This window comes from uncultured Turicimonas sp. (genome assembly GCF_902477955.1).
Taxonomy (GTDB): domain Bacteria; phylum Pseudomonadota; class Gammaproteobacteria; order Burkholderiales; family Burkholderiaceae_F; genus Turicimonas.
In genome coordinates, this window is record NZ_CABSJB010000052.1 from 1 (window position 1) to 14,500 (window position 14,500).

24 protein-coding genes and 1 pseudogene are annotated in these 14,500 nt (G+C 45.8%); 5 read left to right on the plus strand and 20 right to left on the minus strand.

Going from position 1 to position 14,500, the window contains the following annotated elements; translation table 11 throughout:
• The 18 genes from RDK53_RS11245 to rplC all read right to left on the minus strand — a co-directional run.
• On the minus strand, positions 1-376 hold a 376-nt coding region (locus RDK53_RS11245; protein WP_308514935.1), incomplete at its 3' end, for a 30S ribosomal protein S5.
• Between the two features lie 9 nt (positions 377-385).
• Positions 386-751 carry a 50S ribosomal protein L18 gene (gene rplR / locus RDK53_RS11250; RefSeq protein WP_066595996.1) on the minus strand — a complete coding sequence of 122 codons (366 nt, stop codon included), beginning with the start codon at positions 749-751 and terminating at the stop codon, positions 386-388.
• Between the two features lie 20 nt (positions 752-771).
• Complete coding sequence (gene rplF / locus RDK53_RS11255; RefSeq protein WP_308514937.1) at positions 772-1,305, minus strand: 50S ribosomal protein L6; 534 nt, start codon at positions 1,303-1,305, stop codon at positions 772-774.
• Positions 1,306-1,320: 15 nt separating this feature from the next.
• Complete coding sequence (gene rpsH, locus RDK53_RS11260; protein ID WP_066594914.1) at positions 1,321-1,716, minus strand: 30S ribosomal protein S8; 396 nt, start codon at positions 1,714-1,716, stop codon at positions 1,321-1,323.
• 16 nt (positions 1,717-1,732) lie between these two features.
• A complete protein-coding gene (gene rpsN / locus RDK53_RS11265) occupies positions 1,733-2,038 on the minus strand; it encodes a 30S ribosomal protein S14 (RefSeq protein WP_066594912.1) in 306 nt (101 codons plus the stop codon).
• Between the two features lie 14 nt (positions 2,039-2,052).
• The gene (gene rplE, locus RDK53_RS11270) at positions 2,053-2,592 is read right to left on the minus strand and encodes a 50S ribosomal protein L5 (protein ID WP_066594911.1); all 540 of its coding nucleotides are present in this window, start codon (positions 2,590-2,592) and stop codon (positions 2,053-2,055) included.
• A gap of 13 nt (positions 2,593-2,605) precedes the next feature.
• Entirely contained in the window at positions 2,606-2,926 is a 321-nt protein-coding gene (gene rplX, locus RDK53_RS11275) for a 50S ribosomal protein L24 (RefSeq protein ID WP_066594910.1), read from the minus strand.
• Between the two features lie 10 nt (positions 2,927-2,936).
• Entirely contained in the window at positions 2,937-3,305 is a 369-nt protein-coding gene (rplN, locus tag RDK53_RS11280; protein WP_066594909.1) for a 50S ribosomal protein L14, read from the minus strand.
• A 233-nt stretch (positions 3,306-3,538) separates the two neighbouring features.
• A complete protein-coding gene (gene rpsQ / locus RDK53_RS11285) occupies positions 3,539-3,799 on the minus strand; it encodes a 30S ribosomal protein S17 (protein WP_066594908.1) in 261 nt (86 codons plus the stop codon).
• Entirely contained in the window at positions 3,796-3,996 is a 201-nt protein-coding gene (gene rpmC / locus RDK53_RS11290; protein ID WP_066594906.1) for a 50S ribosomal protein L29, read from the minus strand. The genes rpsQ and rpmC overlap by 4 nt, the downstream gene beginning before the upstream one ends.
• A gap of 11 nt (positions 3,997-4,007) precedes the next feature.
• Positions 4,008-4,424, minus strand: coding sequence for a 50S ribosomal protein L16 (gene rplP, locus RDK53_RS11295; RefSeq protein ID WP_066594902.1), 417 nt, complete (start codon positions 4,422-4,424; stop codon positions 4,008-4,010).
• Between the two features lie 2 nt (positions 4,425-4,426).
• Complete coding sequence (rpsC, locus tag RDK53_RS11300; protein ID WP_308514942.1) at positions 4,427-5,227, minus strand: 30S ribosomal protein S3; 801 nt, start codon at positions 5,225-5,227, stop codon at positions 4,427-4,429.
• A 10-nt stretch (positions 5,228-5,237) separates the two neighbouring features.
• Complete coding sequence (gene rplV / locus RDK53_RS11305; RefSeq protein WP_066594896.1) at positions 5,238-5,582, minus strand: 50S ribosomal protein L22; 345 nt, start codon at positions 5,580-5,582, stop codon at positions 5,238-5,240.
• A 5-nt stretch (positions 5,583-5,587) separates the two neighbouring features.
• Positions 5,588-5,872 carry a 30S ribosomal protein S19 gene (gene rpsS / locus RDK53_RS11310; protein WP_066594895.1) on the minus strand — a complete coding sequence of 95 codons (285 nt, stop codon included), beginning with the start codon at positions 5,870-5,872 and terminating at the stop codon, positions 5,588-5,590.
• 10 nt (positions 5,873-5,882) lie between these two features.
• A complete protein-coding gene (rplB, locus tag RDK53_RS11315) occupies positions 5,883-6,710 on the minus strand; it encodes a 50S ribosomal protein L2 (protein ID WP_066594893.1) in 828 nt (275 codons plus the stop codon).
• A complete protein-coding gene (gene rplW / locus RDK53_RS11320) occupies positions 6,710-7,009 on the minus strand; it encodes a 50S ribosomal protein L23 (RefSeq protein WP_066594891.1) in 300 nt (99 codons plus the stop codon). Before rplW ends, rplB begins: the two co-directional genes overlap by 1 nt.
• Complete coding sequence (gene rplD, locus RDK53_RS11325; protein ID WP_066594889.1) at positions 7,006-7,626, minus strand: 50S ribosomal protein L4; 621 nt, start codon at positions 7,624-7,626, stop codon at positions 7,006-7,008. The genes rplW and rplD overlap by 4 nt, the downstream gene beginning before the upstream one ends.
• Positions 7,627-7,637: 11 nt before the next feature.
• Positions 7,638-8,288, minus strand: coding sequence for a 50S ribosomal protein L3 (gene rplC, locus RDK53_RS11330; protein ID WP_066594887.1), 651 nt, complete (start codon positions 8,286-8,288; stop codon positions 7,638-7,640).
• A gap of 305 nt (positions 8,289-8,593) precedes the next feature.
• On the opposite strand from rplC, the gene RDK53_RS11335 reads away from it, so the two are divergent.
• The 5 genes from RDK53_RS11335 (at position 8,594) to RDK53_RS11355 (ending at position 13,944) form a co-directional block, all read left to right on the plus strand.
• Positions 8,594-9,637 (plus strand): FAD:protein FMN transferase, encoded by a 1,044-nt coding sequence (locus RDK53_RS11335; protein ID WP_308514947.1) that lies wholly within the window; start codon positions 8,594-8,596, stop codon positions 9,635-9,637.
• 319 nt (positions 9,638-9,956) lie between these two features.
• Complete coding sequence (locus RDK53_RS11340) at positions 9,957-11,420, plus strand: FAD-dependent oxidoreductase (RefSeq protein WP_308514949.1); 1,464 nt, start codon at positions 9,957-9,959, stop codon at positions 11,418-11,420.
• A gap of 10 nt (positions 11,421-11,430) precedes the next feature.
• Complete coding sequence (locus tag RDK53_RS11345; protein ID WP_308514951.1) at positions 11,431-11,775, plus strand: cytochrome c3 family protein; 345 nt, start codon at positions 11,431-11,433, stop codon at positions 11,773-11,775.
• 3 nt (positions 11,776-11,778) lie between these two features.
• Positions 11,779-12,579, plus strand: a complete 801-nt coding sequence (locus RDK53_RS11350; RefSeq protein ID WP_308514953.1) for a helix-turn-helix transcriptional regulator — start codon at positions 11,779-11,781, stop codon at positions 12,577-12,579.
• A gap of 441 nt (positions 12,580-13,020) precedes the next feature.
• A complete protein-coding gene (locus RDK53_RS11355) occupies positions 13,021-13,944 on the plus strand; it encodes a DMT family transporter (RefSeq protein ID WP_308514955.1) in 924 nt (307 codons plus the stop codon).
• A gap of 91 nt (positions 13,945-14,035) precedes the next feature.
• Here the strand turns inward: RDK53_RS11355 and rpsJ are convergent, their stop codons facing one another.
• Entirely contained in the window at positions 14,036-14,347 is a 312-nt protein-coding gene (gene rpsJ, locus RDK53_RS11360; protein ID WP_066594877.1) for a 30S ribosomal protein S10, read from the minus strand.
• 64 nt (positions 14,348-14,411) lie between these two features.
• Positions 14,412-14,500, minus strand: a pseudogene (locus RDK53_RS11365) (elongation factor Tu); the annotation flags it as partial.

Sequence of the window (14,500 nt, forward strand, 5' to 3'; positions counted from 1 at the left end):
TCATTGCATCGAATACAGCACGCATCGGGCCGCCGGCGATGATACCGGTACCTTGAGGAGCCGGAAGAAGCATAACGCGGGAAGCGCCATGGTGGCCGACTACTGAGTGATGAATTGTGCCGTTCTTCAATGGAATTCTTTCCATGGAATGACGGGCTTGATCCATAGCCTTCTGAACGGATACAGGAACTTCACGAGATTTTCCTTTACCCATACCGATGCCGCCGTCTCCGTCGCCAACAACTGTTAAAGCAGCAAAGCCGAGAATACGACCGCCTTTAACAACTTTGGTGACGCGGTTTACAGCAATCATTTTTTCGCGAATGCCGTCGTCCTGTTCCTCGGCTGCAGCGCCTTTAGCTGGTACTTTTGCCATTTTATTTCCTTAGAACTTGAGACCGGCTTCGCGAGCAGCTTCTGCTAACGCAGCAACACGGCCATGATAACTATAACCAGCACGGTCGAATGCGCAGCTTTCGATACCGGCTTTCTTTGCCTTTTCAGCAATGCGTGTACCGATGAGCTTAGCAGCATTGACATTGCCGCCCTTTCCGCTTACACCTGCCAATTCAGCTCTTACTTCAGGTTCGAGAGTAGAGGCAGCACACAGAACGTTCTTACCGTCGGCAGAAATAATCTGTGCGTAAATATGTAAATTTGTACGATGAACGGTTAAACGATTAACGTTCATGTGTCTGATACGTGCACGTGTTGCACGAGCACGGCGCAGACGATTTGCTTTCTTGTCGATCACTTTAAGACTCCGTACGATTATTTCTTCTTAGTTTCTTTAATGATCACGTGTTCATCAGCGTAGCGAACGCCCTTGCCCTTATAAGGTTCAGGAGAACGGAAAGCGCGGATTTCAGCAGCAACTTGACCGACTTGTTGCTTGTCTGCACCGTGGATCACAATTTCAGTCTGGGTCGGAGTTTCTACCTTTGTACCGGCAGGCATTTGATAGACAACCGGATGAGAGAAACCCAGTGACAGGTTGAGCTTGTCGCCCTGAGCCTGTGCACGATAACCCACACCAACAAGAAGGAGTTTCTTGGACCAGCCAACGGAAACACCCTTGTTCATGGAGTTGACCAAAGCGCGAAGTGTACCGCTCATTGCGTTAGCTTCTTTGCTCTGATCTAATGCTTTAAAGTGGACATGACCGTCTTCAACCTTGACTTCAACGCGTGGGTCAAGCTTCTGGGTCAATGTACCTTTTGGGCCTTTGATGGTGATTACACCATTTTCAATTTTGGCTTCAACGCCTTTGGCGATTGTTACCGGAATTTTAGCTACACGAGACATTATTCCTCCTCACGATTAAGCGACGTAGCAAAGAACTTCGCCGCCAATACCGGCTTCACGTGCCTTGCGATCTGTCATAACTCCCTTTGGAGTGGAGACGATAGCAACGCCTAAACCGTTCATGACTTGTGGAATAGTCAAGTGGTTCTTGTAAACGCGGAGTCCAGGACGAGAAACGCGTTCGATGCGTTCAATAACCGGACGGCCGGCGTAATACTTCAAACCGATGTGAAGAACTGGTTTGCCTTCGTTGGCATCAACTGTGTAACCAGAGATATAACCTTCGTCTTCTAAAACTTTAGCAATTGCAACCTTCAACTTGGAAGATGGCATTGTTACTTCCGCCTTGTCCACTGTCTGACCATTGCGAATGCGGGTCAGCATGTCGGCGATCGGATCACTCATACTCATTTTGTAATCTCCTCGCTTACCAGCTGGCCTTAGTCAGGCCGGGAATGTCACCATGCATAGCTGCATCGCGAATCTTGCTTCTAGCCAAACCGAATTTACGGAATGTGCCACGTGGACGGCCTGTTAAACCGCAGCGGTTGCGCTGACGGCATGGGCTGGCATTACGTGGTAATGCTTGAAGAGCGGTGCGAGCTTCCATGCGCTCTTCCATCGAGCGGGTAGCATCGTTAATAATATCTTTAAGTTCTTTACGTTTTGCGGCGAACTTCTGTGCGCAAGCTTGGCGCTTGAGTTCACGGTTAATTAAAGCAAGCTTTGCCAATTAAATCACCTCGCTTAGTTGCGGAATGGAAACTTAAAGGCGCCTAAAAGTGCTTTGGCTTCCTTGTCAGTTTTGGCTGTTGTTGTAATGCTGATATTTAAACCACGGAGTTTGTCGATCTTGTCGTATTCAATTTCCGGGAAAATAATCTGTTCCTTCAAACCTACGTTGTAGTTGCCGCGGCCGTCGAAGGCACGTGGGCTAACACCACGGAAGTCACGAACACGCGGGAAAGCGATTGTGACTAAGCGGTCAAGGAATTCATACATACGTTCGCCGCGCAATGTAACCATGCAGCCGATCGGCATATTTTCACGAATCTTGAAGTTCGCAATAGCCTTTCTTGTTTTGGTGACAACTGGTTTTTGACCGGAGATCTTGGTCAAATCTTCAACAGCGTGATCTACAAGCTTCTTGTCAGTAACTGCATCACCGACACCCATGTTAAGAGTAATCTTGGTGATACGTGGAACTTCCATAGTGGTCTTGTAACCGAATTCTTTTGTCAAAGCCGGAACGACTTCTTCAAGGTATTTCTTCTGAAAACGAGACATTTGTTAAGACCTCTTATGCTGTTGCGCCAACTGTGGAGCCGTCACTCTTGAAGACGCGAACTTTCTTGCCGTCAACTACGTTGAAACCAACTCTGTCGCCCTTGCCAGTCTTAGGATTGACAAGCATGACGTTGGAAGCGTCGATTGGGAGTGTCTTGTCCATAATACCGCCAGCCTGACCAAGCATAGGATTCGGCTTAACGTGCTTTTTAACAATGTTGATGCCTTCTACGGTAACTTTACCGTCGTGATGCACCTGAGTCACTGTACCTTTTTTACCTTTATCGCGGCCGGTGATAACGATAACTTCATCACCTTTACGAATACGTTGCATTCTGTTCTCCTTAAAGAACTTCAGGAGCCAATGAAACGATCTTCATGAAGCGCTCAGTACGCAATTCGCGTGTAACTGGCCCGAAGATACGAGTTCCGATCGGTTCGAGTTTGTTGTTAAGCAGGACAGCTGCGTTACCGTCGAAAGAAATGGAAGAACCATCTTGGCGGCGTACGCCTTTGGCAGTTCTAACCACGACAGCACTGTAGACTTCGCCCTTCTTTACACGCCCACGGGGAGCGGCTTCTTTGACGGTCACTTTGATAATGTCGCCAATGTTTGCATAACGGCGCTTAGAGCCGCCCAACACTTTAATACACTGTACTGAACGTGCGCCGGTGTTGTCGGCTACGCTCAAATTAGATTGCATCTGAATCATGTTTTAATATTCCCAACTTATTCCAAGTTTGACAAAATGTCCTCGGATAGTATTGGTCCCGTCCGGGAGAAGAGTCCTCATCACAATTTCGCGAAGCCTTCAAAAAGGGTTGAAGGAGCTCCATTGATCTGATTCCCCAGTAAAGACCTATAGGTTTGCCTATAAATCAAAAGAGCCGCAATTATATCTAATCAAAGATATAGTTGCAAGCTCTTCTGATTTTTTGTTACAACTTAGATGATTACAGCTCTTTCGATAATCTTAGAAACTTTCCAGGATTTCGTACGAGAAATCGGGGTTGTTTCTGCGATTTCAACGATATCGCCTTCTCTCACATCGTTGTTTTCATCATGAACATGATACTTCTTGCTCTTGATGACAATTTTTCCGATCGGATGCTTGACTTTGCGTTCTACCAATACAGTGACGGTTTTATCCATCTTTGTGCTGGTAGCTTTACCGATCAATGTGCGTTGAAGTTTTGTTTCGCTCATTTGGAAGCTGCCTTTTGAGTCATGATGGTGCGGACACGAGCAATTTCACGACGAGTCTTTCTAATAAGACTTGTATTCTGAAGCTGCTGGTGGGACTTTTGGATGCGAAGATTGAACTGAGCTTTCAAAAGCTCTTGAAGTTCTTTCTTGAGACCGTCCATGTCCATAGCACGTAAGTCTTTATCTTTAGCCTTCATTTACTATCTCCTTACTGGCCGATTTGGCGTGTAACGAAAATAGACTTCAAAGGCAACTTAGCAGCTGCTAAGCGGAAAGCTTCTCTAGCCAACTCTTCATCAACACCGTCTAATTCATAAATAACACGGCCCGGTTGTACCAAGGCTACCCAGTATTCCGGATTACCTTTACCGTTACCCATACGGACTTCAGCAGGTTTGCTGGAGATTGGTTTGTCCGGGAACACGCGGATCCAAACGCGACCGCCACGTTTAATGTGACGAGTAATAGCACGACGTGCTGCTTCAATCTGACGGGCTGTCAGACGACCGCGTTCTGTAACTTTCAAACCGAAAGAACCGAAGGAGACTTTTGCGCCTCTCTGAGCCAAACCGTAGTTACGGCCCTTCTGGTCTTTACGGTACTTTGTTCTATTTGGTTGAAGCATCGTTATTCACCTTCTTTAGCTGGAGCTTCGGCTGCAGCAGGTTTCTGCTGACGCTGTCTGCCTTCGCTCTTTGCGCCTTCGGCGTTTTTACGGGAACGACGGCCAGCTGGTTTGGCTGGACGGCGGTTGCGACGGTCTTCACGTTCCGGAGCCGGTGCTTCTTGAACTGCATCACGGCCAAGGTTATCGCCTTTGTAGACCCAAACCTTAACGCCGATAATACCGTAAGTAGTATTGGCTTCGGAGAAACCGTAGTCAATGTCAGCCTTCAAAGTATGAAGAGGAACACGACCTTCGCGGTACCATTCTGTACGGGCGATTTCAGCACCGTTCAAACGGCCGGAGGACATGATCTTGATACCTTGTGCGCCGAGACGCATTGCGTTCTGCATTGCGCGCTTCATTGCACGGCGGAACATGACACGCTTTTCTAACTGCTGAGTAATACCGTCAGCAATCAACTGTGCATCCAAATCCGGGCGGCGGATTTCTTCGATGTTGATATGGACTGGAACGCCCATAATCTTCTGGATGGCAGACTTCAAAACTTCGATTTCTTCACCCTTCTTGCCGATTACCATACCTGGACGAGCAGAGTAAATAGTAATCTTGGCATTCTTAGCCGGACGTTCGATAAGAATGCGGCCGACAAAGGCGTTTTTGAGCTTTTCACCCAAGTACTCACGAACCTTCAAGTCTTCTGCTAAAGTGCGGGAAAAATCGCGGCCAGTAGCATACCAACGAGAGGTCCAGTCGTGTGTTACAGGAAGGCGGAAGCCTGTTGGATTAATTTTCTGTCCCATACGTCACCTGTTATTTCTTGACCGGAGTATCGCCAACTGTCACATAGATGTGGCAAGTCTGCTTACCGATACGTGCACCGCGGCCTTTAGCTCTAGCAGAGAAACGACGCAGAGTAGCGGCCTTTTCAACATAGATAGAAGTAACACGGAGCTCATCGATGTCAGCACCGAAGTTGTGTTCTGCGTTAGCAATAGCAGATTCCAATGCTTTACCGACGATTCCGGCAGCCTTCTTCTGTGTGAAAGAAAGAATATTTAAAGCCTTGTCAACGGGTTTGCCGCGGACAAGATCAGCAACCAAACGGCCCTTTTGTGCCGAGAGGCGAACTCCACGTACAATTGCTGTGGTTTCCATTTACATTACCTCTTAGCTGCAACAGCCTTCTTATCGGCTGCGTGGCCCTTGAAAGTACGGGTAAGAGCAAACTCACCCAACTTATGGCCAACCATATTTTCGTTAATAAATACCGGCACGTGCTGACGACCATTGTGGACAGCAATTGTTAAGCCGATGAATTCTGGGAGAATTGTCGAACGACGTGACCATGTCTTAATAGGACGTTTGTCACGGCTAGCTTGAGCAGCTTCGACCTTTCTCAGTAAGGACCCGTCAACGAACGGTCCCTTCTTAAGCGAACGAGACATTCAGGCCCCCTTACTTACGATAACGACGGGACACAATCATGTTGTCCGTACGTTTGTTATTACGAGTACGATAACCCTTGGTGAGCTGGCCCCAAGGAGTTACAGGTGCGCGACCTGTACCTGTACGGCCTTCACCACCACCATGCGGGTGATCAACCGGGTTCATTACAACACCGCGGACTGTCGGACGAACACCGCGCCAACGCTTAGCACCGGCTTTACCGAGCTCACGGAGGCTGTTTTCTTCGTTGCCAACTGTACCGACTGTTGCACGACATTCAATCAAAATGCGGCGAACTTCACCGGAACGAAGACGAATCTGAGCGTATGCACCTTCGCGAGCCAATAACTGAGCGAATGCACCGGCACTTCTAACCATCTGAGCACCTTTGCCCGGCTTCATTTCGATGTTGTGGATTGTTGTACCAACCGGAATGTTACGTAAAGGAAGTGCGTTACCTGCTTTGATAGGAGCTTCCTGTCCGCTCATGATTTCATCGCCGGCTTTCAAGCCCTTAGGAGCGATGATGTATCTTCTTTCGCCGTCTTTGTAGAGAACGAGAGCGATATTTGCAGAGCGGTTTGGATCGTATTCAATGCGCTCAACGATAGCTGGAATACCATCTTTATCACGCTTGAAGTCGATAATTCTATAGGCCTTCTTATGACCGCCGCCTTGGTGACGGACAGTGATACGGCCGAAATTGTTTCTACCGGATCCACGGTTTTTCTTTTCAACCAATGGAGCGTACGGTTTGCCTTTATGCAAGTCAGGGTTCACGACCTTAACTGCGTGACGACGACCTGCGGATGTTGGTTTAAGTTTGACCAGAGCCATTACTTCACCTCTTGTGCGAAGTTAATTTCCTGACCTTCGGCCAAGCAAACATAGGCTTTGCGAACATCGTTGCGCTTGCCTTCGAAACGTCCGAAGCGTTTCTGCTTACCTTTTTCGTTCAGGATGTTAACACTCTTGACATTTACTTTGAAAAGTAATTCAACAGCTGCTTTGACATCTTCCTTTGTTGCTTCGGGAACAACCTGGAAGGCATATTGATTATTCTTTTCGCCAATCATCGTGCTCTTTTCAGAGACGATGGAGCCGAGGATAACCTTGTAAAGAAAATCTTTGCTCATCCCCACATCTCCTCAAGAGTTGCAACAGCATCCTTAGTAACGATAACCTTCTTAAAGAAGATCAGTGACAGCGGATCGGCATAGCGCGGTTCGACAACCCAAATGTTCTTAAGGTTGCGGCTGGCTAAATCTAAGTTAGAGCTGATTTCCTTAGTGATGATCAATGCGTTATCAACACCCATAGCTTTTAACTTGTTAGCGAAGTTCTTAGTCTTTGGTGTATCTACATCCATGCTGTCTACAACAACCAAACGGCCTTCTTCAGCAAGTCTGGAGAAAATGCAGGCCATAGCGCCGCGAACCATTTTCTTGTTGATCTTCTGAGAGAAGTTTTCGTCAGGTGTATTCGGGAAAGCTCTGCCGCCTCCACGCCAAACTGGAGAAGAAGACATACCAGCACGGGCACGGCCTGTACCTTTCTGGCGCCATGGTTTGCGTGTAGAGTGGTGTACTGCTTCACGATTCAATTGAGCACGTGTGCCAAGACGAGCATTTGCCTGATAGGCAACTACAACTTGGTGTACGAGTGCTTCGTTATATAAACGGGCAAACAAGGCATCGCTAGCCGCAAAGGTTGCGGTCTGCTGGCCCTGATCGTTCAATACTGTCAGTTCCATTAATCGCTCCTTTAAGCTTTAGCCTTGATGGCTGGACGAATAATGATTTCGCCGTTAGAAGCGCCCGGAACGGCGCCGCGAACCAAGATCAACTGACGTTCAGGATCTACGCGGGCGATAATCAAATTCTGAGTTGTGCGTTGGACATCACCTAAGTGACCTGCCATACGCTTACCTGGGAAAACGCGGCCCGGATCTTGGCGGTTACCAATAGAACCAGGAGCATTTGTAGACACGGAGTTACCGTGGCTGGCACGGTTTGAAGAGAAATGATGACGTTTGATAGCGCCAGCAAAACCCTTACCGATTGTTGTACCAGTTACGTCAACTTTCTGACCAACTGTGAACATATCGATAGGAAGAGTTTGGCCAACTTTCATTTCGCCAATCTTGTCATCTTCAACATGGAATTCTTTGAGCATGGAACCTGCTTCAACGCCAGCTTTTGCAAACTGACCCTTGAGAGGTTTGCTCACGCGTGATGGTTTCTTAGAACCAAAAGCGACTTGAACAGCGTTATAGCCATCAGTCTCAACCGTCTTAATCTGGGTAATACGGTTGTTAGACACGTCGAGCACTGTTACTGGGACGGAAACACCTTCCTCAGTAAAGATGCGCGTCATGCCAATCTTACGACCGACTAAGCCGAGCTTCTCACTCATTGTTATCTCCACCCTGGTTACGATTGACCAGGACATTCATTGAAAAAATAATCGCCAAAAGGTTGAGGCGATCACGAAAGTGGCGATCATATTCTTTTTTTTCTTTATTTGCAAATAGCTACGTTGATTTATTAATAATTTGTCACAACCGTTTAAAATTTTCTATTGCAAAAACCAAGAAAATAGGCTAGCTGTCGAACTTTGCGAAGATATCCTTTCGAAACATTTTGAATTTTGGCATTCTTCTTCAGAACCTTCGAGTTTTTATAATCCTCAAAATATTCGGCAAAAAATTCCCCTTCACGATGAAAAAACTTATTTTTCTATCTTTACTTCTCATTGCAAGCAGCCCTTTTGCTGCCTCTTCCGAACCGGAACAAAAGGTTTATCCCAATACGACTTGGGCAATTGGAACCATCGTCACTTCTCAGGTCAAAGCAGCCTCTGAAGAGAAAGCTAACTTTTGCCATAAACTAGTTAATGATGAAACCAGAAGACTGGAATATCTATTATCAGCTTACGATCCGGACAGTGATATTTCTAAATTAGGAAAACACGCAGGATCCTGGGTAGAAGTTTCTAAAGAGACAGCAGAAGTCCTGAAACTATCCAATAAGATTTCTTCTGAAACTCATGGAACCTATGATCCAACTGTCGGGGCATTAGTGAAATTGTGGAGCGTAGATCAGGACACGCATAGGATCCCGAGTAAAGAAGAAATCAAAAAAGCTTTAAAAAATGTCGGTTATTCTTCCATAGAGGTAAAAACAGAAGACGGCAAAAATTACGCCAAAATTGGCCCTAACCAAGAGATAACGCTCGGAGCAATTGGAAAAGGTTATATCGCCGATAAAGTTATGGAAGTTCTTTTAAAGAACGGCTGCTCAGATTCTTTGCTTAGTTTTGGAGGAAACATTATTGGCAGCGGAACTAACGGGGAAAATCAACCCTGGAGAGTCGGTCTCCAGACCCCAGCTAAAGATCGAGGCTATTATTTTGCTGTTCTTCCGGTAGACAACGCCTCCATAGTGACCTCGGGTGACTACGAAAAATTCTTTGTTCAAGACGGCGTCAAATACCACCATCTTTTAAATCCTTTAACTGGCAAGCCTGTTCGCGCAACTCTCTCTTCGGTCACTATTTACCACAAGAACTCTGCCACTGCAGATGCGTTATGCACAGCCCTTTTTGTTATGGGTTGGGATGAAGCTATCAACTATTTAAAAAAGCACCCTGATTTGATGGCAGTTTTAATGGATGAAGACCATCGTAAAGTTGCATATACTAAAAATTTAGAGGGTAAGCTCCGAATAGTTGACGACTATCTCAAAGCCAGCATAATTCAATAGCTTTTTCAAATAGTCTTATCTCAAATTTCACACCAATTCAATCGGTCTGTCTGTCGTTACACAGGCCGATTTTTTCTGGCTAATCCTGGCCGTTCGGTAATACTTAGTCAAGACGATTCTCTCACCTCTCATTCTCGTGAATCTCTCTCGGAAATTCGGATATCAGCCGGACCAAAAGTCTTCCAATAATGTTTATTTCAAGACTTCCGAATACTTCCTTTGTCCGTTTAGAGATATCGGTTGTCCGATTGTCCAATTGTTTCAGTTTCCAGGCATTTCTAGAATTTTATTGTGTTCGTTAAATCCCCTGGAGAATACAATGAAAAGAAGAAGTTTATTTAAAGCGGCTCCTATTCTTCTGGCTGCCGGTGGCCTTCCGACCTTGGCCCGTGCACAAGCCACATCCTCTCAGAACGAATGGGACGTTGTAGTAGTTGGCGCAGGTTTTGCCGGACTTTGTGCAGCCTTGGAGGCTGCAGAAAAAGGCGCAAAAGTTGTCCTTATCGAAAAAATGAACCGGCCTGACGGCACTACCATCTACTCCTCCGGATGGATTGCTTGTGTTGGCAGCAAATTCCAAAAGGATCATCCAGATTCAAAAGAAGCCTTTTTCAATGACATGATGAAGCTATCGGGATATCGCAGTGATCCTGAATGCATCAAAGTTTACGCAGAAGAGGCAGGAGACGGTGTTGATTGGCTAGCCAGTCACGGTACTCCTTTCTATCTATGGGAGAACCTTCCGGCTCCTGAACTTTCACGCTGCCTTATCTCACCAGGAGATGGAATCACCGGCGGCTCACAATTAGTTCGCTGTGTCTTAAAAGCATTAGAAAAGAAAGGTGTGCCAATTCACTACAACACCAAAGCTATCGAATTAATTACCGACGATTTATTAAATGTGAAAGGCGTAGTGTGCCTGACAAAAGACAAAAGAGTTGAGTATTTGGCTAAAGGTGGAGTTATTCTCACCACGGGAGGCTACGCTGCAAATCAAGCAATGGTCACTCAGTTCATTGGTCCGTGGGCATCTAGATTAGTTTTGCGCGGTTCGCCGTGGATTACAGGAGAGAACATCACAATGACTCAAAAAGTCATGGCCAAACTAGTTAATCTGGATCAATTCTATGCTGGTCCTATGACACCGACCGGAAAAGCGAATCCCTCTCCATTAATGCATGCTGGCTACGGTATCCAAGTTAACAATCAAGGCAAACGATTTGTGGAAGAAACATGGTTGCAGGTGCCAAAAGCCAAAGCAATTGCTGAAAGAACGCCTGACAATATCTCTTATATGTTGATCGGCCAAGACGCCGATAAGAATTCAAATATTCTTACGAACACTCTGACTCGTTTCCGTCGCCTCGGTTACGAAGTTCCATCAGGAAACACCATTGAAGAAGTGGCGAAAAAGGCCGGCGTTCCGGTTAACAATCTTTTAGCGACCGTAAAAGAATTTAATACCGCTGTCAAAAAAGGTAAGTGCAAGGATCTGGTCCCGCCTTATTCCTATGACGAACCGCACGCATTGGAAACTGGGCCTTATTACATGATTCCGGCTGCCGGCGGCATTGCCAGCACTTTTGGTGGTCCAAAGATTAACGGAAAAGCTGAAGTGGTAAACACAGAAAACCGTACTATTCCCGGACTCTACGCAGCAGGTGCTGCCGCAGGCGGAGTGTGGTATCAGGATGACATTGGCGGGAACCAATTAGGCGGCTGCATGGTTTTCGGACGCGTAGCAGGAAGAAACGCCGCTCTTAGAGCAAAAGAACAAAATTAAGGAGTAAAAAATGCGAAAAAATTTGGTTCTTCTCTTAGCTTCTCTTTTGATCGCTTTGCCGGCTATGGCTCAAGATTCTTTCCTTGCCGATAGGCACGTGACAAAGAGTGTTAATTGTACTGCGTGCCATGAAACACAAGCTTCCAAACAAGGTGCAGAAGTCTCTTCTGGAAAGTGCGTCCAATGCCATGGAACTTTAGAAAATATAGCGGCAAAAACAAAAGACAAAAAACTTGATCCTGATCCCCATTACAATCACTTAGTTAATACGGATTGCCAAGAATGCCATAGAGGACATGAGCAAAGTAAAAACGTTTGTGCCAATTGCCACAACTTAAAGTACAAGGTTCCCTAAACTATGACAAAGCCTTTTCCTGCAAAATGGCCAAAAGAGTTTGATCCAGATTCTTCCTCCATCTCTGCCGAATCTTTCTTAATTGAGCAGATGACGGAGGAAGCTTCTCCTCCGAAGCTGCATCGGCACACCACCGGACAGCTCAGTATAACTTTAAATGGCCATGCAGGAATTGTGCTTCAAGAAGGATATTGGGGAGTTCCGGTTGCTTGCGCTGCATGGTGTCCAGCTGGAACTTATCATTGCGGAGTTCTCAGCTCAAATGCGCAAGTCCTTTTTGCACACTTTGATCCTCAATTTTCTTCATTACTACCAAATATACCTCAGAGACTCGTGCTGAACTCCATGACTTTGGAAATGCTTAAGCACGTATCTCAGAAAAAAATAAAGTACGGTGACTCCAACCATTCAAGCAAGCTCTGGGAAGTTATAGTCCATGAACTCTCTCTATCTACTGTACTGCCAAAAATCTTCGCTCCGCTTCCTTTAAATCCAGAACTTCGTCGTTTAACTGAACAATTTATCTCTGATGCCGATTGCCGGAACAAAACTGCCACGGACGTAGCAAAAGCCATGAATATCTCCGAAAGAACCTTGAGGCGAAGGCTTCTTGAAAATACGGGATTAACCTTTGCCGAGTGGATCGGCCAAATCAAATTATGGGTCGGAATAAGCGAATTACGAAAAGGGAAGACTGTTGAAGAAGCCGCCTACGAAGCAGGTTTCCTGAATCCTTCTTCATTCATTGTAGCTTTTAAAAAAGTTTTCGGAACCACTCCCAGTAATTTTAAACGGAACGTTTGAAGTTTATTTTTTCAAATTCTCAGAGACAGTCTTCATCTTTGGTCTTTACTGAACTACAAGCAAAAAATTTTCAAATCCTTCTGAGCTCCTGCGAGGCAGTGCTTTCCGTTGGATCTGGAGCAAATTTTCTTCCAAACATCTTGATGTAAACGTCATCTTCGATCCAGATCGTTTTACTGACCTACAAGAAAATAATTCCTCAATCCTTTCAAAGGCACGCCAGCTGGCGCCTCAAACAACATCAAGAGGACTTTTTCTTCCAAACATTAAGACCTGCAGCTTCGTTTCAGCTCTCAAGGTTTTCTTCATCAATACGATGAGCAATCGCGGATAAGGAATCACAAATAGTTCGGCATGGTAGTGTGCCCGTAATACTTACCTTTCAATGAGTTGTCTTTTCACTCCTCCTAAAATCGGAAAGGATTGAAATGTGTAGACGGTATGAATATCAGAACTATAGGCTTAGTCCTCGGTGTAGCCTCCGGCATCTTGTGGGGCTTAATGGATATTGCCTCCCAATTTCTTCTTCACAACTGTCAAATGGAGCCGCCAGCATTCATTTCTTTAACAATGGTTATTACCTCAGCGGTACTAATTTTTTATTGTCTTGCCACTAGACCCCAGAAGTTTTTTGTTCCGCTCCGCTCAATACACAGTTCTTTTTCCCTGATAGTATTCGGTTGCCTTATTCTTGGTACAGAAGTTGCTTTTTTCTCCTGTGTAAAGGGGACCAACGCTGCGACAGCAGCAGTTCTTGCCTCAAATCGTCCATTCTTTATCATGCTGCTTCTTTGTTTTCTTGGCTCTATGCCAACAATCAAACAATTCTTATGCAGCGTAATGGCGGTCACCGGAATAGCTTTACTAGTCACTAAAGGAAATTTTTCCAGCCTGTCGTTTAATGCAGTCGATACTCTTGTCGGATTGGGTGCCCCGTTTTTTAGCGCTTGCTATACCTTGCAGTCCCGAAATCTTATAGAGCGTTTTGACCCGGTTGTTGTTATGGCGTGGGCAATGACGATGGCCACTATCTTAGCTAACTGCTATGTGCCTTTTTGGAGCGTCCGGCTGGAATGGACGACTTTATTTATATTAGCGATTTTGTGCGTCAGTGTCGTAGGCCACATCTTGGCCTATCTATGTTATCTGCTGAGCGCAAGCAAAATTAATCCTACTGTAACCGGTGTTCTTGAAACAGTTGAACCTTTAACGACTGTAATCCTCTCTTACCTTCTCTTTAAGATTGCTTTGGATAGAGCGATGGTAGGAGGAGCCATTTTAATCTTGCTTGCAGTAAGTATTCTTGGTCTAACACGTCACAGAAAATCTGCTATTGATGCCTCAGCAATGAATTCCAAGCATTAGATGCTGCTCCCTTTTAGTGTGAGAGTTTAAAAATTCATCGAGTGAAAAAAAAGCCCCCATAAATATGGAGGCTCTCGGTTTCAGTCAAGTATTACTGAACTTTAATTTCGACATCGACGCCAGCAGGCAAGTCGAGTTTCATCAAAGCGTCAACTGTTTTATCAGTCGGATCGATGATGTCCATCAATCTTTGATGAGTTCTGATTTCAAGCTGATCACGGCTTGTCTTGTTGACGTGTGGGCTGCGGAGAATATCGAAGCGCTGAATTCTTGTAGGAAGAGGAACTGGACCTCTAACTAAAGCGCCGGTTCTCTTGGCAGTGTCAACAATCTCAAGAGCGGATTGATCGATCAACTTGTAATCAAATGCCTTGAGGCGAATACGAATGCGTTGGCTTTGCATTATTTATCCTTTAAAGAGCGAGGGGTCAGAAGCCATTTCTGACCCGCGAAATTACTTGACTAAATTAACCTTCGATCTTGGAGACAACACCAGCACCTACTGTGTGGCCGCCTTCACGAATAGCGAAACGAAGACCTTCTTCCATAGCGATCG

Coding starts and splice junctions, on each gene's coding strand:
- rplF (WP_308514937.1), bottom strand. CDS start 1,305: ATGTCTCGTGTAGCTAAAATTCCGGTAACAATCGCCAAAGGCGTTGAA.
- rpsH (WP_066594914.1), bottom strand. CDS start 1,716: ATGAGTATGAGTGATCCGATCGCCGACATGCTGACCCGCATTCGCAAT.
- rplE (WP_066594911.1), bottom strand. CDS start 2,592: ATGTCTCGTTTTCAGAAGAAATACCTTGAAGAAGTCGTTCCGGCTTTG.
- rplX (WP_066594910.1), bottom strand. CDS start 2,926: ATGCAACGTATTCGTAAAGGTGATGAAGTTATCGTTATCACCGGCCGC.
- rplN (WP_066594909.1), bottom strand. CDS start 3,305: ATGATTCAGATGCAATCTAATTTGAGCGTAGCCGACAACACCGGCGCA.
- rpsQ (WP_066594908.1), bottom strand. CDS start 3,799: ATGAGCGAAACAAAACTTCAACGCACATTGATCGGTAAAGCTACCAGC.
- rpmC (WP_066594906.1), bottom strand. CDS start 3,996: ATGAAGGCTAAAGATAAAGACTTACGTGCTATGGACATGGACGGTCTC.
- rplP (WP_066594902.1), bottom strand. CDS start 4,424: ATGCTTCAACCAAATAGAACAAAGTACCGTAAAGACCAGAAGGGCCGT.
- rpsC (WP_308514942.1), bottom strand. CDS start 5,227: ATGGGACAGAAAATTAATCCAACAGGCTTCCGCCTTCCTGTAACACAC.
- rplV (WP_066594896.1), bottom strand. CDS start 5,582: ATGGAAACCACAGCAATTGTACGTGGAGTTCGCCTCTCGGCACAAAAG.
- rpsS (WP_066594895.1), bottom strand. CDS start 5,872: ATGTCTCGTTCGCTTAAGAAGGGACCGTTCGTTGACGGGTCCTTACTG.
- rplB (WP_066594893.1), bottom strand. CDS start 6,710: ATGGCTCTGGTCAAACTTAAACCAACATCCGCAGGTCGTCGTCACGCA.
- rplW (WP_066594891.1), bottom strand. CDS start 7,009: ATGAGCAAAGATTTTCTTTACAAGGTTATCCTCGGCTCCATCGTCTCT.
- rplD (WP_066594889.1), bottom strand. CDS start 7,626: ATGGAACTGACAGTATTGAACGATCAGGGCCAGCAGACCGCAACCTTT.
- rplC (WP_066594887.1), bottom strand. CDS start 8,288: ATGAGTGAGAAGCTCGGCTTAGTCGGTCGTAAGATTGGCATGACGCGC.
- RDK53_RS11335 (WP_308514947.1), top strand. CDS start 8,594: ATGAAAAAACTTATTTTTCTATCTTTACTTCTCATTGCAAGCAGCCCT.
- RDK53_RS11340 (WP_308514949.1), top strand. CDS start 9,957: ATGAAAAGAAGAAGTTTATTTAAAGCGGCTCCTATTCTTCTGGCTGCC.
- RDK53_RS11345 (WP_308514951.1), top strand. CDS start 11,431: ATGCGAAAAAATTTGGTTCTTCTCTTAGCTTCTCTTTTGATCGCTTTG.
- RDK53_RS11350 (WP_308514953.1), top strand. CDS start 11,779: ATGACAAAGCCTTTTCCTGCAAAATGGCCAAAAGAGTTTGATCCAGAT.
- RDK53_RS11355 (WP_308514955.1), top strand. CDS start 13,021: ATGAATATCAGAACTATAGGCTTAGTCCTCGGTGTAGCCTCCGGCATC.
- rpsJ (WP_066594877.1), bottom strand. CDS start 14,347: ATGCAAAGCCAACGCATTCGTATTCGCCTCAAGGCATTTGATTACAAG.